This is a genomic window from Companilactobacillus zhachilii, assembly GCF_003606365.2.
Lineage (GTDB): Bacteria > Bacillota > Bacilli > Lactobacillales > Lactobacillaceae > Companilactobacillus > Companilactobacillus zhachilii.
In genome coordinates this window covers 2,196,703-2,223,503 of sequence record NZ_CP031933.2, presented here as the reverse complement: position 1 = coordinate 2,223,503, position 26,801 = coordinate 2,196,703, and the positions used below count along the sequence as shown (strand labels likewise).

The following is a 26,801-nucleotide window of genomic DNA, read 5'->3' as shown; positions in this document are numbered from 1 at the left end:
TAATCATTCAAATAATGGCTTAAACTTGTTATACTCAAAGTAATCATTTCTAGGGGAGTAGCGGTATGGAAATACGTAAACTTAATTCAAATGTTTCTGTATTACAACCAAAAAAAGCACCGACTCCTAATCCTGGTCATCACGACTACGTTAAAAAAGTTCATCGTAGAAGAATGGTCATGATTGGAATTGTTTTTGCGTTGATTTTGGTTGTATTTGGTGTTCAAATCTTTAATGCGCACAGAACCTACGCCAATACAATGGAACAGATTGAAGTTAGTAAGCAAAAGTTAGATAAGCAAAAATCAACGCAGCGTGATTTAAAGCTTGAAGTGAAACAACTTCATGATACGAACTATGTCGAAAAATATATTCGGGAAAAGTATATGTATAGCAAGCCGGGCGAACAAATTTATAATTTACCTGACGATGTTGAAACCACTACGATTCAAAAATAGGGAAAGGAATTTTTTTTAATTAGATGACAGTCGAAATAGGAGCTAAAACAGAAGGTAAGGTAACTGGAATTACAAATTTTGGGGCATTTGTAGACCTCGGAGAAGGACAAAGCGGAATGGTGCATATCAGTGAAGTCGCAGACGGCTATGTCAAAGATATTCATGATGTGCTAAGCGTTGGTGATACTGTTAAAGTTTTAGTTCTTAGTGAAAAGGACCATAAGATTGCACTTTCAATTAAGCAAGCATCTGATAAGCCTAAGCCAAAATATCATTCACATCGTTCACATGAACGTAATGATAGAAAGCCGCAACAACGCAAACCAGAAAGTTTCGATGATATGATGTCAGGATTCATGAAAGAAAGTGAAGAAAGACTAAGTATCCTTAAGAAAAATACTGAAGGCAAACGTGGCGGTCGTGGTGGACGCCGGAGCTAATAAATTCATATTGGGGTTGGGACGATGTCTCAACCTTTTTTAATTCGAGGTAGAGGTAATGGAACTAGATAACAGAATTATAGGTACAGTGAGAAAAGTTTTGAAACGTTATCGTGCACACAAAGTTCTGATTGCTGTCTCTGGCGGAGTCGATTCAATGGTCTTGCTGAATGTAGTTGCTGAAATATTACCTAAGGATCAATTGGCAGTTGTAAATGTAGATCATAATTTACGTCCAGAAAGTGGGGCGGAAGTAGCCTTTGTCCAAGAACATTGTTTGAAGAAAGGTTATCAATTTTTCACTACTAAGTGGGAAAAGCAGCCGAATAATGATATTGGTATGGAAGCAGCGGCACGTAAGTTTCGTTATCAATTTTTTAAAAAGATAATGTCAGATGGTCAATTTGATACTTTGTTAACAGCCCACCATGGCAATGATTTGGCCGAAAATATTTTGATGAAGCTGATTCGTTCAGGAAATGCGTATGAAGTTGTTAGTTTGAAGGAACAACGTCCATTTGCTAGTGGTCAGATTGTTCGTCCGTTATTGGATTTTGCCAAGCGCGATCTGGCTGAATATGCGGATATCCATGATATAAAACATGTTCAGGATGAAACTAATTTTGATAACATAACGTTACGTAATCGACTTCGAAATAATATTTTTCCAGAGTTGCAAAAGGAAAATGGCCAATTATTGAACCACTTTCGTTTTTTTGATCAGCAAGTTACGGCATTAGTTAATTTGGCGAAAAAACAATTTGAACAAATTGAAACGGCAATGTCATTGCAAGAAAGCCCAAAAGAAATTATCGGTTTTATAAAACCGATATTGAAATTAGATGCAGAAGAACAAACCTTGTTTTGGGGGAACTTTTTTACGAAACGCCAACTTGATATTTCTATTAGTAATCGTCAAATCAATCAGATTATTGACATCATTTGTTCTGACAGTGCTAATGCGACTGTCGATTTAGAAGATTCTTGGCGATTTATTCGAACCTATGACCAATTTGTTGTAAAGAAAGTTCAGAAGCTAAATTTGCCAGCAGTGCGGGTCGCCATCAATCAACCAGTTAACTTTGGTAAAAGAACACTAACGATTACGGCCAATGATGATGATTACACTTTGTCTGTTGAGCATGTTCCGAAAACAATTACGTTGAGAACCCGACGTGACGGCGATAGACTACTCTTAGCTGATGGTAAACATCAAAAATTAAGCAAGAGATTTATTAATGAAAAAGTACCTGCATATGAACGTGATAATTATTTAGTTTTATTATTTGATAATCAGATAGTTTGGGTTGAAAAAATCTATCAGATGAGTGATTATTTAAAAAAAGGTAATAAACATTACAAAATTAACTTGGATGAGGTAAAAGAATGAATTCAGATATTGAAAAGGTTTTAGTTTCCAAAGAAGATATAGCACAAGCTAATCAACGTCTTGGAAAGCAATTAACCGAAGAATACCGTGGTAAAAATCCACTATTCGTTTGTATCTTACGTGGAGCAGCAATGTTCATGATGGATCTTGTAAAGGAACTTGATATTGAAATGGAATATGATTTTATGGATGTGTCTAGTTATGGTGGTGAAAATACTGTAACAACTGGAGATGTTCGTATCATTAAAGACCTTGATACTTCAATTCGTGATCGTGACGTTGTTATCGTGGAAGATATTATTGATACAGGCTATACCTTGGATCGTTTGAAGGAACTTTTTGATGCTCGTCATGCTAAATCAATAAAAATCGTCTCATTTTTAGACAAACCAGCTCGTCGTATCAAACATGTAAAGGTTGACTATGTTGGTGTTCAAATTCCAGATGAGTTCGTGGTTGGCTATGGAATGGACTATAATGAACATTATCGTAATTTACCTTATGTTGGAGTTCTAAAGCGAGCAGTATATAGTACAAAATAATTTGGTTAGAGTTACAATTATTATTGTGTTACTGTTCACCAATGTTACAATATGTAACGTCTAAGTAATTAGGAGGAAATGTATGAAAAATAATCGAAATAGGTTAATTAATAATAGCCTGTTTTACATCTTGCTCTTTGTTGTTTTGGTTCTTGCAGCAAGTTGGTTTGCTGGTGGTCAATCCTCAGACCAATCAAAAACATTAAGCCAAGACCAATTCATCACACAATTGAAGCAAGGCAAAGTGAAGAGTTTCAAACTAGAACCTATTGGTGGAGCTTATCAAGTAACTGGTGAATACAAGAAAGCTCAAAAAGCTGAAACAACACGTTCTGTGTCATTGTTCAGCCGTAACCAAGCTACGACTTCTAGTGAAGTAACTTCATTTAGTTCAACTGTTTTGCCTAACAACGATACGTTAAAGAGAATCAATAACGCCGCTATGGCTAAGGATGTCAAGACTACTGCTGCTCCTAAGTCACAGTCTGGTCAATGGATTTCATTGATTTTAACTGTCGTCGTTCCATTTGCATTATTCTTCTTTATAATCTTTGCAATGATGGGTCGAGGAGGCCAAGGTGGTGGCGCTAATCGTGTCATGAACTTTGGTAAATCCAAGGTCAAACCAGAAGATCCAAAGAAAAATAAAGTTAGATTTTCTGATGTTGCCGGCGCTGAAGAAGAAAAACAAGAACTTGTTGAAGTTGTTGAATTTCTAAAAGATCCAAGAAAATTCGTTTCCTTGGGTGCTAGAATACCATCTGGTGTACTTCTAGAGGGCCCTCCCGGGACTGGTAAAACTTTACTAGCTAAGGCTGTTGCTGGTGAAGCTAAAGTTCCTTTCTATTCAATCTCTGGTTCAGACTTCGTTGAAATGTTCGTTGGTGTTGGTGCATCACGTGTTCGTGATTTGTTCGAAAATGCCAAGAAAGACGCTCCATCAATCATCTTTATTGATGAAATTGATGCTGTTGGTCGTCAACGTGGTTCTGGTACCGGTGGTGGTAATGATGAACGTGAACAAACTCTTAACCAATTATTGATTGAGATGGATGGATTTACAGGTAATGAAGGTGTCATCGTTATGGCTGCTACTAACCGTTCTGATGTCCTTGATCCAGCCTTACTACGTCCAGGTCGTTTTGACAGAAAGATTCTTGTTGGTCGTCCTGACGTTAAAGGCCGTGAAGCTATTCTTAAAGTTCACGCTAAGAACAAACCATTTACAGATGATGTTGATTTGAAAGCTATTGCTCAACAAACTCCAGGTTTTGCTGGTGCTGACCTTGAAAACTTACTTAACGAAGCTGCACTTGTTGCTGCAAGACGTGGTAAGCAAAAGATTGACCCAACTGACCTTGATGAAGCTGAAGACCGTGTTATTGCGGGACCAGCTAAGAAGAACCGTGTTATTCCTGAACAAGAACGTCACACTGTTGCTTACCACGAAGCAGGACATGCTTTGATTGGTTTAGTATTGAGTGATTCTCGTGTTGTTAGAAAGGTTACTATCGTTCCCCGTGGACGTGCCGGCGGTTATGCCATCATGCTTCCTAAAGACGATCAAAACCTTGCTACTAAGAAGGAATTGAACGAACAAATTACTGGATTACTTGGTGGTCGTACAGCCGAAGAAATTATTGTCGGTCAACCTTCATCAGGTGCTTCAAATGACTTTGAACAAGCAACTCAAATTGCTCGTACAATGGTTACTGAATATGGTATGACAGACCGTCTTGGTACTGTTCAACTTGAAAAGAATGGTCAACCATTTAGTGGTGGCAATTATCGTGCTGAACCTACATATTCACAAGATACTGCCAAGGCTATTGATCAAGAAGTTAAGCGAATTATTGATGAAGATCATGAACGTGCTCGAGAAATTCTTGAATCACATCGTGAACAACATAAGATTATCGCGGAAGCTCTATTGAAGTACGAAACACTTGATGAAAAGGAAATCTTGAGTTTGTATAACACAGGAGAAATGCCTGCCAATGATGCAAATCAACAATTCCCAAGTGAAAGTGCTGCAACATTTGAACAAGCTAAGAAGGCTGCTGAAGCCAAAGATGCTGCAAAGCAAAAGTCTGAAGAATCAAGCAAAGAGGAGCCAACTAAGTCAGAAGATATTACTGACGAAACGACCTTCCCTTCAGAAAATGCAGATAAACCAGCTGATGATAAGAAGTCAGATACTGATAAACCTGCAGATAATAATTCTGATGATTCAAATGACAATAATAATGATAATCAATAATGATAATCAATCTGAAAAAGCGACTCGTGAGAGTCGCTTTTTTGAACGGAGGAAACAAATATGACCGATACACTAACAAAAGCTGTTTCAAAGGATGGAAAGTTTAGAGCGTATGTAGTTAATGCGACTGAGACAATCCAAGAAACACAAAAAAGACATGATACATGGAGAAATTCGAGTGCCGCATTAGGTAGAACGATGATTGGCTCAATGCTAGTTGCAACTTCGACTTTGAAAGAAGATGAGGTTTTGACAACTAGAGTTCAAGGTGATGGACCAGTTGGTGCTATCGTAGTCGATGCTAATGCTAAAGGTGACGTTAAGGGATATATTGCTAATCCCCATGTTGCTTTGAAGGCACGTGAAGATGGACATATTGATGTCAAAGCGGCCGTTGGGACTAAGGGTACATTGAGTATCACTAAGGACCTTCACCTTAAAGAACCATTCACTGGGTCAGTGCCATTAGTTTCTGGTGAAATTGGGATGGATTTTGCATATTATATGGCTAAATCAGAACAAATTCCTTCAGCTATCGGTGTTTCAGTCTTTGTTAACCCCAATGAGACAGTTGGTGCTGCTGGTGGATTTTTGATTCAAACTTTACCAGGTGCAACTGACGACGATATTAATAAAATTGAAGCTAATTTGAAAGTTATTCCTAACTTATCCACTTTGTTAAAAGAAGGCTTGAGCAATCAAGATGTAATGGAAAAAATCATGAATGGTATTGAAATGAAGTACCTTCAAGATATGCCGGTGCAATTTAAATGTGACTGTTCAAAGGAAAGATTCTCCAAAGCTTTAGCAACACTTTCACGAGCTGAGTTACAAGCAATGATTAAAGAAAATCATGGTGCAGAGGCTGTCTGCAAGTTCTGTGGAACTAAATATGAATTTGATGAAACAGAATTGAAGGATATTGTGGCTCAAAAAGATTAATCATATTTGCCATGTGAATAACATATTTGTTATTATTACGAGTTGTAAGATTAAAGGATGCCGTCTCCAGAACTGAGAGTATTCACCTGCTGTGCGGACCGACCTGAGCCAAGGTATCAGGTCTCGGTTTGAAGCCTTGAAAGTTCAGCGAGTCTCCAAACACGACACGCCCGGTGGTGTAAGGACTAAAGTCCTAACGCCACTTTCACAGCTGGAGAATACTCTCAGTTCTTCCGACTAATTTATTACTAAGATGTTTGGTATTTTTGAAGGATTTCTTGTTCCCTGAGGCGGCATACCATAAAATCTCGGATATTTAACTTTTAATCTTTAAACATAAGAGGTAAAAACATGGAATGGAAGATAGGTAACGTTACAATCCCTAATCAGATTGTTGTTGCACCTATGGCAGGTATTACCAATTCATCTTTTCGAGTGACTGCTAGGGAATTTGGAGCTGGATTGGTTGTCTGTGAAATGATCAGTGACCAAGGTATTAAGTATCGTAATTTGAAAACTTTGGGTATGATGTTTGTTGATCCTAAGGAGCATCCGGTCAGTATCCAAATTTTTGGTGGTACCACTGAATCATTAGTTAATGCCGCTCAATATGTTGCTGAAAAGACTAGTGCCGATATTATTGATATTAATATGGGCTGTCCAGTGAAAAAAGTTACTAAAATTGGAGCTGGTTCTAGTTGGTTGAGTGACCCTGATAAGCTTTATCAAATGGTAAAAACTGTCAGTCAATCGGTCGATAAGCCGGTAACGGTTAAAATGCGAACTGGCTGGGACAGTGATCATATTTTAGCAGTTGAAAATGCTTTGGCAGCTCAAGAGGCCGGAGCTTCAGCCGTGGCGATGCATGGACGTACTAAAGCACAGATGTATACTGGGCATTCCGACTGGAATCTCTTACATGAAGTAGCGCAACAATTGACAATTCCATTTATTGGTAATGGTGATGTTGTGACACCTCAAGATGCCAAAAATATGATTGAAGAAGTTGGGGCTGACGCCGTTATGGTTGGTCGGGCTGTACTCGGAAATCTTTGGCGTTTGAATGAAATGAATCATTATTTGGAAACCGGAGAAATACTCCCTGAACCAAGTGTTAGAGAAAAAATTAATATAGCTAAACTTCAACTCCAACGTCTGGTAGACTTAAAAGGTGAGCATGTTGGTGTTCCAGAATTTCGTCAACAGGCAGCATATTATCTAAAGGGGATTCCCCATGCAGTCAGAACTCGTGCTAAAGTAGTGAATGAAGATTCAATGCAGGGAGTTTTTGATGCACTAGATCAATTTGTTGAAAGTTACGAACAACGAGAAGCGAGATCATCAAAAATTTCGTAGACAGGGGGAAAAATTTTGAGTAACGAAAATAAGAAAAAGCAACCAACTAAAGAAGATATAAAGAAAAAGAGAGTCATGAATGACCAATTACGGGTTAGACGTGAAAAACTTCAAGAACTTTATGATGAAGGCGTAGATCCATTTGGCTCAAGATTTGAAAGGACAGCTTTAGCACAAGAAATTCATGATAAGTACGGTGATGAAGATAAGGAAACTCTTGAAGAACAAGATTTACCTGTTGTTATTGCCGGTCGTATGATGACAAAACGTGGTAAGGGTAAAGTTGGTTTTGCTGATATCCGCGATAGAAGTGGCAAGATTCAAATTTACGTTCGTAAGGATGTTGTTGGTGAAGAAAACTATCACATCTTCAAACGTTCAGATATTGGTGATCACCTAGGTATTCACGGTGAAATTATGAAAACAGATATGGGTGAGTTGACTGTTAAAGCTACTCACATCACAATGCTTTCTAAGTCACTTCGTCCACTACCAGATAAATTCCACGGTTTAACAAACGTTGAACAAATTTATCGTCAAAGATATTTGGATTTGATTGCAAACCAAGATAGTTTTGATCGTTTCAAGAAACGTACTAAGATTATCTCAGCTGTTCGTGAATACTTAGACGGTGAAGGTTTCATGTCAGTTGAAACCCCTGTTCTAAATACTCAAGCGGGTGGTGCCAGTGCTCGTCCATTTATTACACATCACAATGCAATGGATATGACAATGTATCTTCGTATTGCTTTGGAACTACCTTTGAAGAGATTGATTGTTGGTGGTTTTGAACGTGTCTATGAAATTGGTCGTGCTTTCCGTAACGAAGGTATGGATCCACAACATAACCCTGAATATACTTCATTGGAAACATATGCCGCTTATTGGGATATGACAGATGTTATGAAGGAAGTTGAAGGAATGTTCAGACATGCCGCTGATAAAGCTAATGGTTCACAAATTGTTAGTTATCAAGGCGAAGAAGTTGATTTGAGCAAGCCTTTCAAACGTATTAAGATGGTTGATGCCATTAAAGAACAAACTGGTATCGACTTTAGTCAAGATATGGACCTTGAACAAGCACGTAAGTTAGCTGATGAAAAGGGCGTTCATTACGAAGACTTCTGGGGCGTCGGCCATATTATTGCTGAATTCTTTGAAGAATTTGTTGAAGATACTTTGAAGCAACCAACATTCGTTTATGAATATCCACTAGAAGTTTCACCATTGGCTAAGAAGAGTAAGGATAACCCTAACTTCACAGATCGTTTTGAAGTTTACATCTTAGGTCATGAATTCGGTAATGCCTTTACTGAATTGAATGATCCAATTGACCAAAAGGAACGTTTTGAAGCTCAAGCTGAAGAACGTGAAAAGGGTAATGATGAAGCCGAACATATTGATAACGATTATGTAGAAGCCATGGAATATGGTATGCCACCAACAGGTGGACTAGGTATCGGTATTGATCGTTTGGTTATGTTACTGACGGATGCACCTTCAATTCGTGATGTCATCTTGTTCCCAACAATGAGACCAGAAGATAATACAAATAACGAAGAATAGTTAAAAAGAGTTGGACAAAATACGTTCAGCTTTTGAACATTAATGAAAATAGCTCCGTAATCCGATTTTGGATTGCTGGGGCTATTTTTGTTTTAAGTTGAAAGACTAGGGCTTGTTTCAGGGTTATGCTGCATGTTTAAAAACAATAGTAGTTTTGTTTAAGTTTTTTTTGATAGTTATTTAAGGGTTAAAGGGTTACGAATATACTTTTAAAGTCTGGATATGATGCCAAAGTAGTCAGGGTTACGATGTAATACGCAAATTTACTTATGGATTATTCAAAACAAAGAATAAACTAGCCAGAAGGAACCAGAAAATTAGGTCGCTGTGAAGGTGGCGTTGGTGCTTCAGCACTTACACCACGGGACGATTTTTGAAACTCGCGAACCTTGCGAGGTTCAAAATCGAGGCTGGAGACCTTGGCTCCAGCCGGTCCCCACAGCGACCTAATTTTCTGGTTCCTGGAGGCGGCCCACAATCATATCTGACTGTAGTTATTAAGTGATTTTTTTTAATGGACCAAATTTAAAAAATAATCGAAAATTTTTGTTGACTTTTTTATTTCCCAAAAGGTATACTAATATAGTTGTTTCGAGCGAAACAGTCATGGAGGATTAGCTCAGCTGGGAGAGCATCTGCCTTACAAGCAGGAGGTCACAGGTTCGATCCCTGTATCCTCCATTAAGCAAAATGCTTAGTGGATTAATTAAGTTTTTTGCGGGTGTGGCGGAATTGGCAGACGCGCTAGATTTAGGTTCTAGTGTCCTTTGGACATGAAGGTTCAAGTCCTTTCACCCGTATTAATAATTAACTTGCAAAAGAATTAATTATTATGTATTATGTTAATTGTTGTTGACATAATGCCGACTTAGCTCAGTTGGCAGAGCACCTGTCTTGTAAACAGGGGGTCGGAGGTTCGAATCCTCTAGTCGGCATGTTAAAATGCGGAAGTAGTTCAGTGGTAGAACATCACCTTGCCATGGTGGGGGTCGCGGGTTCGAATCCCGTCTTCCGCTTAAATAATAAAGATTGTTATTCAGGAGTGTTATCTTGAATAGCAATCTTTTTGTTTTCTATAGAAATGCCGATAATGAGTTTTTGTAAGTCTATATCTTTTTCAAAATTATTTGTGGGGTTGAAAGATTACAAATATGCTTTAAGTCTTTGAAATCTAGTCATTATTAATACAAAAGTAGTCAAGATTATAATGTAATATTCCAATTTACTTAAGGCATATTCAAAACAAAGAATAAACTAACCGGAAGGAACCAGAAAATTAGGATGCCGTGAAGGTGGCGTTAAGGCTCCAGCCGGTCCCCACAGCAACCTGATTTTCTGGTTCCTGGAGGCGGCCTACTAAACAACTATTAAAATCATTGAAGTTTTGTCTATATTTAACTTTTGACTAGATGGTTGATTTGGTAGGATGATGTTGATGAGGGCAATCTTTTTGATATAAAAGAAATTTATGTTATTGTTTTTAGATTATTCTTTTGAGGCAATCAGTTTATAATTTGCCGAAAATCATTTTTTCAGCAAGAAATATAAATTTAAAATTAGTAATCAGCATAAATAATGAGTAATTACAAAAAATGAATACTGATTATCTATGCCGATTACTAATTTGATTGCAACAAATATGTAATAATAGTAGTTGAGAATGTAAGTAGGCTAGTCGTTTAACTGGTATATGAGTTAAATAACTTGCATTTTTACATAACAGAATTATACTTTCTACACTAAGAAATTTATAAGTCGAGGTAGTTAAAATGGACAAAGTATTTACCGAAAGCGCAAAGAACGCACTTGTTTTGGCTCAAGAGCAGGCTAAAACATTTCACCATAATGCTGTTGGAACTGAACACATTTTACTCGGTTTAGTAATGGAAAATGATGGTATCGCCGGTATTACTTTGAGGGATCTGGCCGTAAGTGATCAGGATGTTGAAGAAGAGATTGAACATCTGACTGGTTACGGTGATGTCTCATCTAATACTGCCAAGGGAATTTATTTACCTTATTCACCTAAGGGACAACTAATTTTAAGCGATGCAGAGGAAACTTCTAACTTATATAAAGCTACTCGTATCGGAACTGAACATATTCTATTAGCTATTCTTGATGATACTGATAATTTAGCAAATCGAATTTTAGTTAACTTAGGTTTAAGTTTGGCCAAAACAAAGTCATTGCTATTAAGTAAGATGGGCATTTCTAACAAGACTGCTCGTCGTGGCTTTGCAGCAAACATGGCTGCTAAACAAAAGAAACAACAAGCTCAAGGCAATGGTGGTACACCAACACTTGATTCTTTAGCTCGTGATTTAACCAAGATGGCTCAAGATAATCAGATTGATCCAGTTATCGGACGTAAGTCTGAAGTTGAAAGAACTATTCAAATTTTAAGTCGTCGGACAAAGAACAATCCGGTCTTAGTTGGTGAACCCGGTGTTGGTAAAACAGCTATTGCAGAAGGCTTGGCTATTGCTATCGTGAAGAAAGAAGTTCCTCTTGATATGCAAAACAAACGTATCATGATGCTTGATATGGGTTCATTAGTTGCTGGTACTAAGTATCGTGGTGAGTTTGAAGATCGTTTGAAGAAAGTTATTGAAGAAATTTATCAAGATAAGCACGTTATCTTATTTATTGATGAATTACATACTTTGATTGGTGCCGGTGGTGCAGAAGGGGCTATTGATGCTTCTAATATTCTAAAACCAGCTTTGGCTCGTGGTGAGTTGCAATTGATTGGTGCTACAACTTCAAATGAATATCAAAAGTACATTGAAAAAGATACAGCCCTCGAACGTCGTTTTGCTAAAGTTCATGTTGAGGAACCTAGTGCTGAAGATTCAATTAAGATTTTGGAGGGACTTCGTCCAAGATATGAGCAACATCATGGTTTGACAATTTCTGATGAAGCGGTTGAAGCTGCAGTCCGTTTCTCAACGCGTTACTTAACAAATCGTTTCTTACCTGATAAGGCCATTGACTTGATGGATGAAGCTTCCGCTAAGGTTAGAATTCACAACGTTTCTAAGAATAATAAAGTAGAAGAATTAACTGACAAGTCGATGAAATTGTTGAGTGATAAGAATAATGCCATCTTAGATCAAGACTTTGAAAAGGCGGCTCAAATTCGTGAGCAAGAACAAGATGTTCAAGAAGAGCTCAGCAAATTAAAGGATAAGAAGGTTTCTAGCAAGAAACCAGTTGTCACAGCTGATGATATTGCTGAAGTTATTGCTCAATGGACTGGTGTCCCAGTTAAGCAAATTACTCGTAAAGAGAGTGAAAAGCTACTTAACCTTGAAAAAGAGCTTCATAAGCGTGTCATTGGACAAGAAGATGCCATCAATGCTGTTTCTCGTGCCATTCGTCGTGCTAGAAGTGGTATGAAAGATCCTAATCGTCCAATTGGTTCATTTATGTTCTTAGGTCCTACTGGTGTTGGTAAGACTGAGTTGGCTAAGTCAATCGCTGAAGTTATGTTTGGTTCTGAAGATAATATGATCCGTGTTGATATGTCAGAATATATGGAACAATACAGTACTTCGAAGTTGATTGGTTCAGCTCCTGGTTATGTTGGGTTCGACGACGGTGGTCAACTAACTGAAAAAGTTAGAAATGAACCATATTCAGTTGTCTTACTTGATGAAGTTGAAAAGGCTCATCCAGATGTCTTCAATATCTTGTTGCAAGTTTTGGATGATGGTATTTTGACCGATGCCAAGGGTCGTAAAGTCGATTTTAGAAATACAATTATCATTATGACTTCTAACTTGGGTGCTCGTGCTCTTGAAGAAGATAAGTCAGTTGGATTCGGTGCACGTGATGTTCACGATGACTATAAGGAAATGCAAGAACGAATCAATGTTGAATTGAAGAAATTCTTCCGTCCTGAGTTCTTGAACCGTGTCGATGAAACAATCGTCTTCAAGTCACTTAACAAGGAACAACTTAAGGCCATTGCTAAGATCATGAGCAACAACTTGAGAAAGCGTCTTGCTGAAAGAGAGATTAAATTAGTTATCTCACCAACTGCATACAATGACTTGGTTAAGGATGGTTACAACCCAGAATATGGTGCCCGTCCAATGAGAAGAACTATCCAACGTGAAATTGAAGATCCAGTTAGTGAACAACTCCTAATGGGGAATGTTAAAGCTGGTGATTCAATCAAGGTTGGTTCTAAGAAAGGTAAGTTGACTGTGACGGTTGATAAACCAGAAGTAAAGAAAACACTAACTCATCAAAAGTAAGACCTTGACTATTGACAAGAATAGTGGTTAAGAGTATTATCTTTTTTGAGATTCAAAGTTCAAATCGCAAATCGCGATCTATTGTCCGTGATTATGCTAAATAAAAAAACAAAAATAGATATTTGATTCTATTTTTGGTTTTTTTTTGCCTAAAAATAGGTTAAAAAACCGTTTTCATGCAAAATGTAATCAAATTGTAACATTTAAATTTGATTGCGATTTGAACAAATTAAATGTTGAGGTGAAAAATTTGACTTATCATAACGTTAATTATGGTGCACACCGTGTTCGTCGTAGTTATGCAAAGATCAAGGAAGTACTTCCACTGCCAAATTTAATTGACATTCAAACAAATTCTTACAAATGGTTCTTAGATGAAGGACTTAAAGATATGTTTGACGACATAATGCCAATTGATGACTTTGCTGGAAATCTTTCTTTGGAATATGTTGATTACAAGTTACTAGAACCAAAATATACTGTTGAAGAAGCTAGAGCACATGATGCCAACTTCTCAGCACCACTCCACGTAACTTTGAAGTTGACTAATCATGAAACTGGTGAAATCAAGACTCAAGATGTTTTCTTTGGTGATTTCCCTATCATGACTGATGAAGGAACTTTCATCATCAACGGTGCTGAACGTGTTATTGTTTCTCAATTAGTACGTTCACCTGGTATTTATTACAATCAAGATACAGATAAAAACGGTCGTGTTAACTTTGGTACAACTGTTATCCCTAACCGTGGTGCTTGGTTGGAATATGAAACAGATGCAAAGGGTCTAGGCTATGTAAGAATCGATAGAACTAGAAAATTACCTATTTCTGAACTTGTTAGAGCCTTAGGTTTTGGCGAAGATTCAGAAATCCTTGATATTTTCGGTGATAACGATACTTTGAACCTTACTCTTGATAAAGATGTTCATAAAGAAGCAACTGATTCCCGTGTTGAAGAAGCCTTGAAGGATATTTATGAAAGACTTCGTCCTGGTGAACCAAAGACTGCTGATAGTTCTCGTTCATTGCTATATGCTAGATTCTTTGACCCACGTCGTTATGACTTAGCTCCTGTTGGTCGTTACAAGATCAATAAGAAACTAAACCTTAAGACAAGACTTATGAACAAGACTTTGGCTGAAACACTTGCTGATCCAGATACTGGTGAAGTTGTTTTAGCAAAAGATACATTGCTTGATCGTGATGCTATGAAGACTCTATCTCCATATCTTGATCGTGATGACTTTAAGACTATTACATTGGAACCATCTGATGAAGGTGTTCTAACAGATCCTATTACTATTCAAAGTATTAAAGTTTATTCAGAAAACGATAATGAAAAAGTTGTTAATATGATTGGTAACGGTCATATTCCAGAAACAAACCGTACAATTACACCTGCAGATATCTTAGCTGGTATCAACTACTTCTTGAACCTTAAAGAAGGTATTGGTAACACTGATGATATTGATCACTTGGGTAATCGTCGTATTCGTTCAGTCGGTGAATTGCTACAAAATCAATTCCGTATTGGTTTGTCACGTATGGAACGTGTTGTTCGTGAAAGAATGTCAATTCAAGACTCAGCTACCGTTACACCTCAACAATTGATCAATATTCGACCTGTTGTTGCTTCAATTAAGGAATTCTTTGGTTCATCACAATTGTCACAATTCATGGATCAAACAAACCCACTTGGAGAACTAGAACACAAGCGTCGTCTATCAGCTCTTGGACCTGGTGGTTTGACTCGTGATCGTGCCGGATATGAAGTTCGTGATGTTCACTATACTCACTATGGTCGTATGTGTCCTATCGAAACTCCTGAAGGTCCTAATATCGGACTTATCAATAACTTGGCTTCATATGCCATCATCAACAAATATGGTTTTATCGAAACACCATATCGTCGTGTTTCATGGGATACACATAAAGTAACTGACAAGATCGATTACTTAACTGCTGATGAAGAAGATAACTATGTTGTTGCCCAAGCTAATACACCATTGAATGATGATGGTTCATTCTCTGACAACACAATTTTGGCTCGTCACAAAGATGACAACATTGAAACTACTCCAGAAAAAGTCGATTACATGGACGTTTCACCTAAGCAAGTAGTTTCTGTAGCTACTGCATGTATTCCTTTCTTGGAAAATGATGACTCGAACCGTGCCTTGATGGGTGCTAACATGCAACGTCAAGCTGTTCCTTTGATCAATCCACATGCACCACTAGTTGGTACTGGTATGGAATACATCGCTGCTCATGATTCAGGTGCTGCATTGTTAGCTGATCATGCCGGTGTTGTTGAATATGTTGATGCTAAGAAGGTCACAATCAAACGTGACGAAGATGGCACAACTGATGAATATAAAGTAACTAAGTTCCGTCGTTCAAATAATGGTAAGAGTTACAACCAAAGACCTATCGTTCACAAGGATGAAAAGGTTAAGAAGGGTGATATTATTGCCGATGGTCCAGCAATGGAAAACGGTGAATTAGCTCTTGGTCAAAACCCATTGATTGCCTTTATGACATGGAACATGTACAACTATGAAGATGCGATTGTACTTTCAGAAAAATTAGTGCGTGAAGATGCTTATACTTCAATTCATATTGAAGAATACGAATCAGAAGCACGTGATACAAAACTTGGACCTGAAGAAATCACACGTGAAATTCCTAATGTTGGTGAAGATTCATTGAAGGATCTTGACGAATTCGGAATTATCCGTATTGGTGCTGAAGTTCGCGATGGCGATATCTTAGTTGGTAAGGTTACACCTAAGGGTGTTACTGAATTATCAGCCGAAGAAAGATTGCTACATGCTATCTTTGGTGAAAAAGCTCGTGAAGTTCGTGATACTTCACTTCGTGTACCACATGGTGGTGGCGGTATTATCCAAGACGTTAAGGTCTTCACTCGTGAAGCCGGTGACGAACTTGATCCTGGTGTTAACATGTTAGTTCGTGTTTACATTGCTCAAAAGCGTAAGATTCAAGTTGGTGATAAGATGTCTGGTCGTCATGGTAACAAGGGTACTGTTTCAATCGTTGTACCAGAAGAAGACATGCCTTACATGCCAGATGGTACTCCAGTAGATATCCTCTTGAACCCAATGGGTGTTCCATCACGTATGAATATCGGACAAGTTCTTGATCTTCATTTAGGTATGGCTGCTAGAAAACTTGGTATCCACGTTTCAACTCCTGTTTTTGATGGTGTACAAAATGATGAATTATGGGACATCGTTAAAGAAGCTGATATGGATTCTGATGGTAAGTCAATCCTTTATGATGGACGTACTGGTGAACCATTTAAGAATCGTGTTGCCGTTGGTGTCATGTACTACTTGAAACTAGCCCACATGGTTGATGATAAGATTCATGCTCGTTCAATAGGACCTTACTCACTAGTTACTCAACAACCACTTGGTGGTAAAGCACAATTTGGTGGACAGAGATTTGGTGAAATGGAAGTTTGGGCCCTTGAAGCTTATGGTGCCGCTTATACACTTCAAGAAATCTTGACATACAAGTCTGATGATGTTGTTGGACGTGTTAAGACATATGAAGCTATCGTTAAGGGTGAAAGTATTCCTAAGCCTGGTGTTCCTGAATCATTCCGTGTTCTTGTCAAAGAATTACAAGCTCTTGGACTAGACATGAAAGTTCTTGATTCACACAAGAAGGAAATTGAACTTAGAGACATGGATGATGATGAAGATACTGTAAGTATCGACGCTCTATCTAAGTTTGCTAAACAACAAGAACAAAAACGTGCTGAAGAGGAAGCTAAGAAGCTTGAAGCCTCAAAAGATTCAGCTGAATCAACTAGTACAAAATCAGAAAACTAGTCAAAACTTTAGGGAGGTTACCTTTTGATAGACGTTAATAAATTCGAAAGTATGCAAATTGGTTTAGCATCTCCGGACAAGATTCGTAGTTGGTCTTATGGAGAAGTTAAGAAACCAGAAACTATCAACTACCGTACTTTGAAACCAGAAAAAGATGGTCTATTCGATGAAAGAATTTTCGGACCAACTAAAGACTGGGAATGTGCCTGTGGTAAGTACAAACGTATCCGTTATAAGGGTATTGTTTGTGACCGCTGTGGTGTTGAAGTTACTCGTTCAAAGGTTCGTCGTGAACGTATGGCTCATATCGAACTAGCTGCCCCAGTATCACATATCTGGTACTTCAAGGGTATCCCATCACGTATGGGACTTGTTTTGGACATGAGTCCAAGAAACTTGGAAGAAGTAATCTACTTTGCATCATATGTAGTTATCGACCCAGGTGAAACAGATCTAGAAAAGAAACAACTTTTAACTGAAACTGAATATCGTAAGAAACGTGAAGAATTTGGTAACAAGTTCGTTGCTAAGATGGGTGCTGAAGGTATCCGTGATTTACTTAGCCAAGTTGATATGGATGCAGAAGTTAAAGAACTCCGTGAGACTCTAAAGAGTGCTCAAGGTCAAAAACGTACACGTGCTATCAGACGTTTGGATATTTTAAGTGCCTTCCAAAAATCAGGTAACAAACCTGAATGGATGGTAATGGAAGCAATTCCTGTTATCCCACCTGATTTACGTCCTATGGTTCAACTAGAAGGTGGCCGTTTCGCTACTTCTGATTTGAACGATTTGTACCGTCGTGTAATTAACCGTAATAACCGTTTGAAGAGATTGTTGGATCTACATGCTCCTAACATCATTGTTCAAAACGAAAAGAGAATGTTGCAAGAAGCTGTTGATGCTTTGATTGATAATGGTCGTCGTGGCCGTCCCGTTACAGGACCTGGTAACCGTCCATTGAAGTCACTTTCTCACATGCTTAAAGGTAAGCAAGGACGTTTCCGTCAAAACTTACTTGGTAAGCGTGTTGATTACTCAGGACGTTCAGTTATTGATGTTGGACCTACATTGAAGTTCTATCAATGTGGACTTCCACGTGAAATGGCTTTGGAATTGTTCAAGCCATTCGTTATGCATGAACTTGTTAAACGTGAAATTGCTTCTAATGTTAAAAACGCTAGAAGAAAGATCGATCGTCAAGATGATGACATTTGGGATGTACTAGAAGACGTTATCAAAGAACGTCCAGTATTACTTAACCGTGCCCCTACACTTCACAGACTTGGTATTCAAGCCTTTGAACCTGTATTGGTTGATGGTAAGTCAATGCGTTTGCACCCACTTGCTTGTGAAGCTTACAATGCCGATTTTGATGGGGATCAGATGGCTATCCACGTTCCTCTATCAGACGAAGCTCAAGCTGAAGCTCGTATGTTGATGCTTGCTGCCCACCATATTCTTGCTCCTAAAGATGGTAAGCCTATCGTTACTCCTTCACAGGATGTTGTTTTAGGTAACTACTATCTAACAATTGAAACAAGACATATGACTGGTGAAGGTAAGATCTTCAAGGATTCTAATGAAGTTCAAACAGCCCTATTAAATGGTGATGTTCACTATCACACAAGAATTGGTATCGCTGTTAATTCAATGCCTAACAAGCCATTCAAGGATGACCAAAGAGATAAGGTTATGATTACTTCCGTTGGTAAAGTAATCTTTAACGAAATTCTTCCTGAAGATTTCCCATACTTGAACGAACCAACAGATGACAACTTGATGCATGGTGTTCCTGACAAATACTTCCTTGGCAAAGGTGAAGATATTAACAAGCGCCTTGATGAAATGGATCTTATTGACCCATTGAAGAGTAGCTACTTATCAGATATCATTGCTCAAGTATTTAAGATCTACCGTGTTCAAAGAACATCTTCATTGCTTGATGATATGAAGGAATTAGGTTACACAATCTGTACACTATCTGGTTTGACAGTTGGTGTTACTGATGTTCCTAACTTAACTCAAAAACCTGAAATCATCGAAAAAGCCCACAAACAAGTTGCTTCAATTTCTAAGCAATTCCGTCGTGGACTTATCACAGATGCTGAACGACATGATCGTGTTATTAGTGTTTGGAACGATACAAAGGATGAAATTCAACAATTGTTGATCGACTCATTTGATCCTACAAACCCTATTTCAATGATGTCTGATTCCGGTGCCCGTGGTAACATCTCAAACTTTACTCAGCTAGCTGGTATGCGTGGACTTATGGCTGCCCCTAACGGTGGTATGATGGAAATCCCTGTTATTTCTAACTTCCGTGAAGGACTATCTGTCATGGAAATGTTCATGTCAACCCACGGTGCCCGTAAAGGTATGACTGATACGGCTTTGAAGACAGCCAACTCTGGTTACTTGACTCGTCGTTTGGTTGATGTTGCACAAGATGTTATTGTTCGTGAAGAGGATTGTGGTACTGACCGTGGACTTGTTGTAAGTTCAATCATGGAAGGTACAGATATGATCGAACCATTGTATGACAGACTTGTTGGTCGTTATACACAAAAGACTATTAAAGATCCTAAGACTGGCGATGTACTTGTACCTCGTGGTGTCTTGATGGATGAAGCAATTGCTCAAAAAGTCGTTGATGCTGGTGTTACACACGTTACAATTCGTTCAGCATTCACATGTGATACAAAGCATGGTGTATGTAAGAAATGTTACGGTCGTAACCTTGCTACTGGTGAAGAAGTTGAAATTGGTGAAGCAGTTGGTACTGTTGCTGCTCAATCAATCGGTGAACCAGGTACTCAATTGACAATGAGAAACTTCCATACCGGTGGTGTTGCTGGTGGTGACGATATTACACAAGGACTTCCTCGTGTTCAAGAAATTGTTGAAGCTAGAAACCCTAAAGGTCTTGCTATTATTTCTGAAGTTGATGGTATTGTCACATCAATCGATGAAAACCAAGCAGAACATACTAAGGAAATCACTGTCGAAGGTGACATTGATTCTAGATCTTATAGTGTTCCTTACACATCAAGTGTTGCGGTTGCCGAAGGTGATCACGTTAAACGTGGTGGTAAGTTGACACAAGGTTCAATCGATCCTAAGGAATTGATTAAAGTTACAAACGTTCTACATACAGAAAACTACTTGCTTGCTGAAGTTCAAAAAGTTTACCGTATGCAGGGTGTTGATATTTCTGATAAGCACTTTGAGGTTATGATCAGACAAATGCTCAGAAAGATCCGTATTCTTGATCCTGGTGATACAGATGTCTTACCTGGTCAATTGATGGATATTGCTCAATTTACTGACCATAACCGTGAAACATTGTTCAATGGTGGTATTCCAGCTACTGGTCGTCCAGTACTTCTTGGTATCACTAAGGCTTCTCTTGAAACAAACAGTTTCTTGTCAGCCGCTTCCTTCCAGGAAACAACAAGAGTTCTTACTGACGCTTCAATCCGTGGTAAGAATGATCCACTTCTTGGACTTAAGGAAAATGTTATTATTGGTAAACTTATTCCTGCCGGTACTGGTATGGCTAAGTACAACCACATGGAACCAAAGAAAGTTGGTCCTATGGCAGATAACTCATTGAATGGTGCCTACACAATTTCTGACATCGAAGCTCAAATGAAAGCTGAAGATGCAGCTAAAGAAGAAAAGCATTAATCATAGTAAAAAGTCGACCATCAGGTCGACTTTTTTTGTGCAATTAATAGGATTGAACCGCTTAAAAAACGATTCTCAATACTCGTGGTGCTAATTGATTTTTTGATTATGTAGTTGAAATAATTTTTAAGTTTTAAAAGACAAAAGATTCAGAACATACTCCATCCATATCCAGTAATTGTAGTCATTGATTCAAAAACAAACAATGAACTAGCCGGAAAGAGCAAGAAATTAGGTCGCTGTGCAGGTGGCGTTAGCACTTTAGTGCTTACACCACGGGACAACTTTTGAAACTCGCGATTTGTGCGAGGTTCAAAATCTAGACAAAAGACCTTGGCTTTTGTCGGTCCCCATAGCGACCTAACTTCTTGCTCTTGGAGGTGGCATATTTAACTAGCACCACGCGTATTTTCAATCTTTAGTTGTATAATAAAAACATGAAAAAATAATTTGGGGGTTAAGATTTTGCAAAAACAAGAGCTAGCTTATCAAGATACCAAATTCAATTTAGATACATATTGGGTTGATCCAATTGCCGATTTTGGAGCACCAACAAAACGTCCATTGGCAATTATTTGTCCAGGGGGAGCTTTTAAATTTTTAACTGACAGAGAAGCTCAGCCGATTGCTTTTAAGTTTAATGCATTAGGTATGCATGCCTTAGTTTTAGATTATCAATTAGTTGACGATGACAAAACGGTTTATCCATTGGCATTGCAAGAACTTGCTACTACTTTAAACTGGTTGAAAACACAAGATGATGAGCACCATATTGATTTAAGTAGAGTAGTTCTAGTCGGATTTTCAGCTGGAAGTCATGTGGTGGCAAACTTTAATTCTATTATGTTAGATGAGGAGCAACGAACTAAATTTTTCAGCGATGAATTGTCAGTTCGACCTGCAGCCAATATTTTATGCTATCCAGTGATCGATATGACGATTGGTTGGCCTAAAGACGAAGACTGGGCTATGAAGATTGCACCAGATATTTATTATTGGCAAGCACAAGAACATTTAACTGAACATGGGAAGCCAACTTTTATTTGGCAGACAGTTACCGATGCCACAGTGCCAGTAATGAATTCGATTCTTTATGCGCAAAAGATGGATATGTTGCATATTCCGTATGAAATGCACTTATTTGGATCAGGTGCTCATGGATTGTCTCTAGGAAATTACATAACTCAAAATCCTGGTAATGAAGACAATTTGAATGAGTTCGATACTAAATGGTGGGAACTTTGTGTTAACTGGCTTAAATTAGAAAAGATTTTGCCTAATAGATAAGATATTAAATATGTCACCTCCAAGAGCAACCAAAATTTCTTGCTCTTTCCGGCTAGTTTATTCTTTACTTTTAAATCATTAGTGAACAATTTTCAGTATTATTATGTTACTAATGGCTAAAGTTATAGGATATGGGGCGTATCTGGATTTTAAAAAGTAATTTTAAAACCATAGTCGAAAATCAACTAGCACCACGCATATTAAACGATAAGATCAGATAGACGATACCCGTAGCGAAAGTTAGATAGGGGATAAATCTAAATGATCTTTTTTTAATGATTAGGAAAGTAACGATACACATTGAACAGGCAATGGTAAGTATCCACAGTGTGATAATTAAACCAAATATCAAACTGAGCATGGCCAGTATTTCGATATCTCCTAAACCAAAAGCATATTTGCGACTTATTAATAGGAGAATTAAATAAGTTAATAAAGCATTTAAGATGTGCAAGTGACTTAATAAGATGGTCGGCAGGATTATTAAGTAAGTGGCAGGGTAGACATAACCATACTCTGCATCGCTAAATCCTAAAATTGTTAATCCAATAAGTAATGGTAAGTATTTATAATCTCCTAAAGAGACAACCAATAAAAACATCAAACCGCCAATAGCCTCTATTATTGGATGCCAAAAATTGATTTGATTTTTACAGCTTGAGCATTTACCATTAGTTATGAAATAGCCTGCAATAGGGATGATTTCGTACCATCGTAAGATCCTACCGCAGTAATCACAGTGTGATCGACGTGTTGTGTTGATCTGTGGATAATCATGTGCAATGACTTTTAGAAAGGAGATAATGCAAGCTCCTAGTATGAAAATAGTAAAGTATAGAAAGTATTTCAAATTAATCACCTCAGATAAAATTACGAGGTTCTGTGGATAACTTTTTAGAAATGTTGCATTGACATGGCTTTTTTTAGATGGTATTCTAGTAGACGTGCTTTTATTGGCAGCAATATTAGTTTGTTTATTAAATATAAAGCTCATAACGTACGCCACTCACGTGGTTTATTATTTTACAAAATTATGAACCACCTGGATGTGTGTACTTAAATTTTTAGGAGGAACTTTGAATGCCTACAATTAATCAATTAGTTCGCAAAGGCCGTAAGTCACAAACTTCTAAGTCCGATGCACCTGCATTGAACTACGGCTACAATAGTATGAAGAAAGTTGCCACAAAGAACCCAGCTCCACAAAAACGTGGTGTTGCAACTCGTGTCGGAACAATGACACCTAAGAAACCTAACTCTGCCCTACGTAAGTACGCCCGTGTTAGATTATCAAACCTTATTGAAGTAACAGCATATATCCCTGGTATTGGTCATAACCTACAAGAGCATAGTGTTGTCCTTGTCCGTGGTGGACGTGTAAAGGATCTACCTGGTGTTCGTTATCACGTTGTTCGTGGTGCCTTAGATACAGCCGGTGTTGATGGACGTATGCAAAGTCGTTCAAAATATGGTGCTAAGAGACCTAAGAAATAACAATAAATTAATTATTTAATGAAATAATGTAATAACGGAGGAATTTTTTATGCGTAAAGGTAGAGCTCCAAAACGTGATGTTTTGCCAGATCCAATGTACAACTCAAAGCTAGTAACTCGTTTGATTAACCACTTAATGTATGATGGTAAAAGAGGTACAGCTTCATCAATTCTATATCGTGCATTCGATATTATTAAGGATAAGACAGGCAACGAACCATTGGACGTGTTTGAAGAAGCAATGAACAATGTTATGCCTGTTCTTGAAGTTAAGGCTCGCCGTATCGGTGGTTCTAACTATCAAATTCCTATCGAAGTTCGTCCAGACCGTCGTACTACTTTAGGACTTCGTTGGATCACAAGTTATGCTCGTCTACGTGGTGAACATACAATGGACCAACGTCTTGCAAATGAAATTATGGATGCAGCTAACAATACTGGTGCTGCTGTTAAAAAACGTGAAGATACACATAAGATGGCCGATGCTAACCGTGCATTCGCTCACTATCGTTGGTAGGATCTAGTTTATAAACTAGTTAATTTGAGAGGAGAAACAATTTTTCATGGCTAATAAACGTGAATTTCCACTAGAAGAAACCAGAAATATTGGTATCATGGCCCATATCGATGCCGGTAAAACTACAACTACTGAACGTATTTTGTACTATACTGGTAAAATCCATAAAATTGGTGAAACACATGATGGTGCTTCACAAATGGACTGGATGGCCCAAGAACAAGAACGTGGTATTACTATTACATCAGCTGCTACAACTGCTGAATGGAAAGGTAACCGTATCAACATCATCGATACTCCCGGACACGTTGACTTCACAATTGAAGTTGAACGTTCACTACGTGTGCTAGATGGTGCTATTACAGTTCTTGATGCTCAATCTGGTGTTGAACCACAAACTGAAAACGTTTGGCGTCAAGCTTCAACATACGGTGTTCCACGTATTGTTTTTGTTAACAAGATGGATAAAATCGGTGCTAACTTCGACTACTCAGTTGAAACACTTCACGAAAGACTTCAAGCTAATGCGCATGCTGTTCAAATGCCTATTGGTGCCGAAGACAAATTCGAAGGTGTTATCGACTTGATCGAAATGAAAGCCGACCTTTATGATGAAGATGAATTAGGTACAAAGTGGGATACAGTTGATGTTCCTGAAGAATACCGTGCCGAAGCAGAAAAGAAACGTTCTGAATTGATCGAATCTGTTGCTGATGTTGATGATGATATCATGGACAAGTACCTTGAAGGTGAAGAAATCAGTAACGACGAAATTCGTGCAGCTATTCGTAAGGCTACAATCAACTTGAAGTTCTTCCCAGTTCTTGCAGGTTCTGCCTTCAAGAACAAGGGTGTTCAAATGTTGATGGATGCGGTTGTTGATTACCTACCATCACCACTTGATGTACGTCCTTATAAAGCTACAGATCCTAAAGATGACTCAGAAGTTGAACTTATGGCTGACGATAGCAAACCATTTGCTGGTCTAGCATTTAAGATCGCTACTGACCCATTCGTTGGACGTCTAACATACATTCGTGTATATAGAGGTTCACTAGAATCAGGTTCTTATGTCTTGAACTCAACAAAAGACAAACGTGAACGTGTTGGTCGTTTGCTACAAATGCATTCTAACCACCGTAAGGAAATCCCAGAAGTATTCTCAGGTGATATCGCTGCTGTTATCGGTTTGAAGAACACTACAACTGGTGATTCTCTAACAGATCCTTCAGATCCATTGATTCTTGAATCATTGGATATTCCAGATCCAGTTATCCAAGTTTCTATCGAACCTAACTCAAAGGAAGATAGAGATAAGATGGATGTTGCTATCCAAAAACTATCTGAAGAAGATCCTACTTTCCAAGCTGAAACAAATCCTGAAACTGGTGAAACTCTTATCGCCGGAATGGGTGAATTGCACTTGGATATCATGGTTGACCGTATGAAACGTGAATTTAACGTTGCATGTAAGGTTGGTGAACCTCAAGTTGCTTACCGTGAAACATTTACACAACAAACAAGTGCTCAAGGTAAGTTCGTTCGTCAATCTGGTGGTAAAGGTCAATATGGTGATGTATGGGTTGAATTTACACCTAATGAAGAAGGTAAAGGCTTCGAATTCGAAGACGCTATCGTCGGTGGTGTTGTTCCTCGTGAATACATTCCATCAGTTGAACAAGGTTTGAAGGAAGCTATGGAAAACGGTGTTCTTGCCGGTTATCCATTGATCGATGTTAAGGCCAAGTTGTATGATGGTTCATACCACGAAGTCGATTCATCAGAAGCTGCCTTTAAGATTGCCGCTTCAATGTCACTACGTAACGCATCTAAGAGTGCTGGTGCCGTAATTCTTGAACCTATTATGAAGGTTGAAATTGTTACACCAGAAGAATATCTTGGAGATGTTATGGGACAAGTTACTGCTCGTCGTGGACGTGTTGAAGGTATGGAAGCACGTGGTAATGCACAACTTATCAATGCTTTCGTTCCACTTGCAGAAATGTTTGGTTACGCTACAACACTTCGTTCAGCAACTCAAGGTCGTGGTACATTTACAATGACAATGGATCACTACGAAAAGGTTCCTAAGTCAATTCAAGCTGAAATTATTAAGAAGAACGGTGGTAACCCTGAAGCTTAGTCTTTAGAGTGAAACCAATCAAAAAGAGAAGATCATTCGATCTTCTCTTTTTTTGTGGAAAATTGATTATTAATTAAAATTCTCTATAGAAAGCGACTGTTGAACCTTCATCACATGATTTAAAACCAAATTTCTCATAAAAGTGTCTTATATCGGCGGCGTCTTCTGTTAGTAGAACCTTTTGTCTGACGTCCTTATATTGACTCAAAATTTTGTTCATTAGAGTAGTTCCAATCTTTTGGTTTTGAAAAGCTGGCTCGACTAAAATATCTTGAACGTACATGATTGTGTATCCATCGCCAATCACTCTAATTAAACCTATTAGGTGTTCACTATGCCAGGCGGTTATTACTGATAAAGAATTATTGCAGGCTTTTTCAAGTACATCAAGATTGTTTGTATATGCGGTCCAGTTAACGCTTGAATATAATTGCTGTAAATTCTTTTTTGTCACATGACTGTTTTCTTTGTAAATAATCATATTATTGACCTCGATTTTGATTTGAAATGTAATCCATCAAAAAAGCTGTTATAAGAAAGTATAGAACGTCACTTTCTTGTAACAGCCTTTTTGACTAAATTTTAGGTT

The 26,801-nt window shown here is 38.1% G+C and carries 17 protein-coding genes and 4 tRNA genes; 19 read left to right on the top strand and 2 right to left on the bottom strand.

The window, feature by feature from the left end; translation table 11 throughout:
• Window positions 1-65 precede the first annotated feature (65 nt).
• The 16 genes from D1B17_RS10325 (at window position 66) to D1B17_RS10250 (ending at window position 22,058) form a co-directional block, all read left to right on the top strand.
• Window positions 66-458 (top strand): FtsB family cell division protein, encoded by a 393-nt coding sequence (locus D1B17_RS10325; RefSeq protein ID WP_120141813.1) that lies wholly within the window; start codon window positions 66-68, stop codon window positions 456-458.
• Between the two features lie 23 nt (window positions 459-481).
• Window positions 482-898, top strand: a complete 417-nt coding sequence (locus tag D1B17_RS10320) for a S1 domain-containing RNA-binding protein (RefSeq protein ID WP_120141814.1) — start codon at window positions 482-484, stop codon at window positions 896-898.
• A 58-nt stretch (window positions 899-956) separates the two neighbouring features.
• The gene (tilS, locus tag D1B17_RS10315) at window positions 957-2,288 is read left to right on the top strand and encodes a tRNA lysidine(34) synthetase TilS (protein WP_120141815.1); all 1,332 of its coding nucleotides are present in this window, start codon (window positions 957-959) and stop codon (window positions 2,286-2,288) included.
• Window positions 2,285-2,830 carry a hypoxanthine phosphoribosyltransferase gene (gene hpt / locus D1B17_RS10310; protein WP_120141816.1) on the top strand — a complete coding sequence of 182 codons (546 nt, stop codon included), beginning with the start codon at window positions 2,285-2,287 and terminating at the stop codon, window positions 2,828-2,830. Before tilS ends, hpt begins: the two co-directional genes overlap by 4 nt.
• An 82-nt stretch (window positions 2,831-2,912) precedes the next feature.
• On the top strand, window positions 2,913-5,090 hold the full coding sequence (gene ftsH / locus D1B17_RS10305) for an ATP-dependent zinc metalloprotease FtsH (RefSeq protein ID WP_120141817.1): 2,178 nt from the start codon (window positions 2,913-2,915) through the stop codon (window positions 5,088-5,090).
• 60 nt (window positions 5,091-5,150) lie between these two features.
• The gene (gene hslO / locus D1B17_RS10300; protein WP_120141818.1) at window positions 5,151-6,032 is read left to right on the top strand and encodes an Hsp33 family molecular chaperone HslO; all 882 of its coding nucleotides are present in this window, start codon (window positions 5,151-5,153) and stop codon (window positions 6,030-6,032) included.
• A gap of 351 nt (window positions 6,033-6,383) precedes the next feature.
• Window positions 6,384-7,388, top strand: coding sequence for a tRNA dihydrouridine synthase DusB (gene dusB / locus D1B17_RS10295; protein WP_120141819.1), 1,005 nt, complete (start codon window positions 6,384-6,386; stop codon window positions 7,386-7,388).
• Window positions 7,389-7,463: 75 nt separating this feature from the next.
• On the top strand, window positions 7,464-8,954 hold the full coding sequence (gene lysS, locus D1B17_RS10290) for a lysine--tRNA ligase (RefSeq protein WP_120144179.1): 1,491 nt from the start codon (window positions 7,464-7,466) through the stop codon (window positions 8,952-8,954).
• A 608-nt stretch (window positions 8,955-9,562) separates the two neighbouring features.
• Window positions 9,563-9,635: transfer RNA gene (locus tag D1B17_RS10285), tRNA-Val, on the top strand.
• Window positions 9,636-9,671: 36 nt separating this feature from the next.
• Window positions 9,672-9,754 (top strand) — tRNA-Leu (locus D1B17_RS10280).
• A 62-nt stretch (window positions 9,755-9,816) separates the two neighbouring features.
• Window positions 9,817-9,889 (top strand) — tRNA-Thr (locus D1B17_RS10275).
• A gap of 9 nt (window positions 9,890-9,898) precedes the next feature.
• Window positions 9,899-9,970, top strand: a tRNA-Gly gene (locus D1B17_RS10270).
• Window positions 9,971-10,723: 753 nt separating this feature from the next.
• Window positions 10,724-13,219 carry an ATP-dependent Clp protease ATP-binding subunit gene (locus D1B17_RS10265; protein ID WP_120141820.1) on the top strand — a complete coding sequence of 832 codons (2,496 nt, stop codon included), beginning with the start codon at window positions 10,724-10,726 and terminating at the stop codon, window positions 13,217-13,219.
• A gap of 250 nt (window positions 13,220-13,469) precedes the next feature.
• Window positions 13,470-17,078: a DNA-directed RNA polymerase subunit beta gene (rpoB, locus tag D1B17_RS10260; RefSeq protein ID WP_120141821.1), complete on the top strand. Its 3,609-nt coding sequence runs from the start codon at window positions 13,470-13,472 to the stop codon at window positions 17,076-17,078.
• A gap of 24 nt (window positions 17,079-17,102) precedes the next feature.
• Window positions 17,103-20,771: a DNA-directed RNA polymerase subunit beta' gene (gene rpoC / locus D1B17_RS10255; protein ID WP_120141822.1), complete on the top strand. Its 3,669-nt coding sequence runs from the start codon at window positions 17,103-17,105 to the stop codon at window positions 20,769-20,771.
• A gap of 465 nt (window positions 20,772-21,236) precedes the next feature.
• Window positions 21,237-22,058, top strand: a complete 822-nt coding sequence (locus D1B17_RS10250; RefSeq protein ID WP_120141823.1) for an alpha/beta hydrolase — start codon at window positions 21,237-21,239, stop codon at window positions 22,056-22,058.
• Window positions 22,059-22,239: 181 nt separating this feature from the next.
• On the opposite strand, the gene D1B17_RS10245 is transcribed toward D1B17_RS10250, so the two are convergent.
• Window positions 22,240-23,052, bottom strand: coding sequence for a prepilin peptidase (locus D1B17_RS10245; RefSeq protein WP_120141824.1), 813 nt, complete (start codon window positions 23,050-23,052; stop codon window positions 22,240-22,242).
• 86 nt (window positions 23,053-23,138) lie between these two features.
• Between D1B17_RS10245 and rpsL the strand changes: the two genes are divergently transcribed.
• Genes rpsL through fusA form a run of 3 tightly spaced genes read left to right on the top strand, consistent with a single transcriptional unit; the run spans window position 23,139 to window position 26,212 of the window.
• Window positions 23,139-23,552: a 30S ribosomal protein S12 gene (gene rpsL / locus D1B17_RS10240; protein ID WP_041501325.1), complete on the top strand. Its 414-nt coding sequence runs from the start codon at window positions 23,139-23,141 to the stop codon at window positions 23,550-23,552.
• Window positions 23,553-23,601: 49 nt separating this feature from the next.
• Window positions 23,602-24,069 (top strand): 30S ribosomal protein S7, encoded by a 468-nt coding sequence (gene rpsG / locus D1B17_RS10235; RefSeq protein ID WP_120141825.1) that lies wholly within the window; start codon window positions 23,602-23,604, stop codon window positions 24,067-24,069.
• A gap of 46 nt (window positions 24,070-24,115) precedes the next feature.
• Entirely contained in the window at window positions 24,116-26,212 is a 2,097-nt protein-coding gene (fusA, locus tag D1B17_RS10230) for an elongation factor G (RefSeq protein ID WP_120141826.1), read from the top strand.
• Window positions 26,213-26,285: 73 nt separating this feature from the next.
• Here the strand turns inward: fusA and D1B17_RS10225 are convergent, their stop codons facing one another.
• Window positions 26,286-26,693, bottom strand: coding sequence for a GNAT family N-acetyltransferase (locus D1B17_RS10225; protein WP_120141827.1), 408 nt, complete (start codon window positions 26,691-26,693; stop codon window positions 26,286-26,288).
• Window positions 26,694-26,801: the final 108 nt, after the last annotated feature.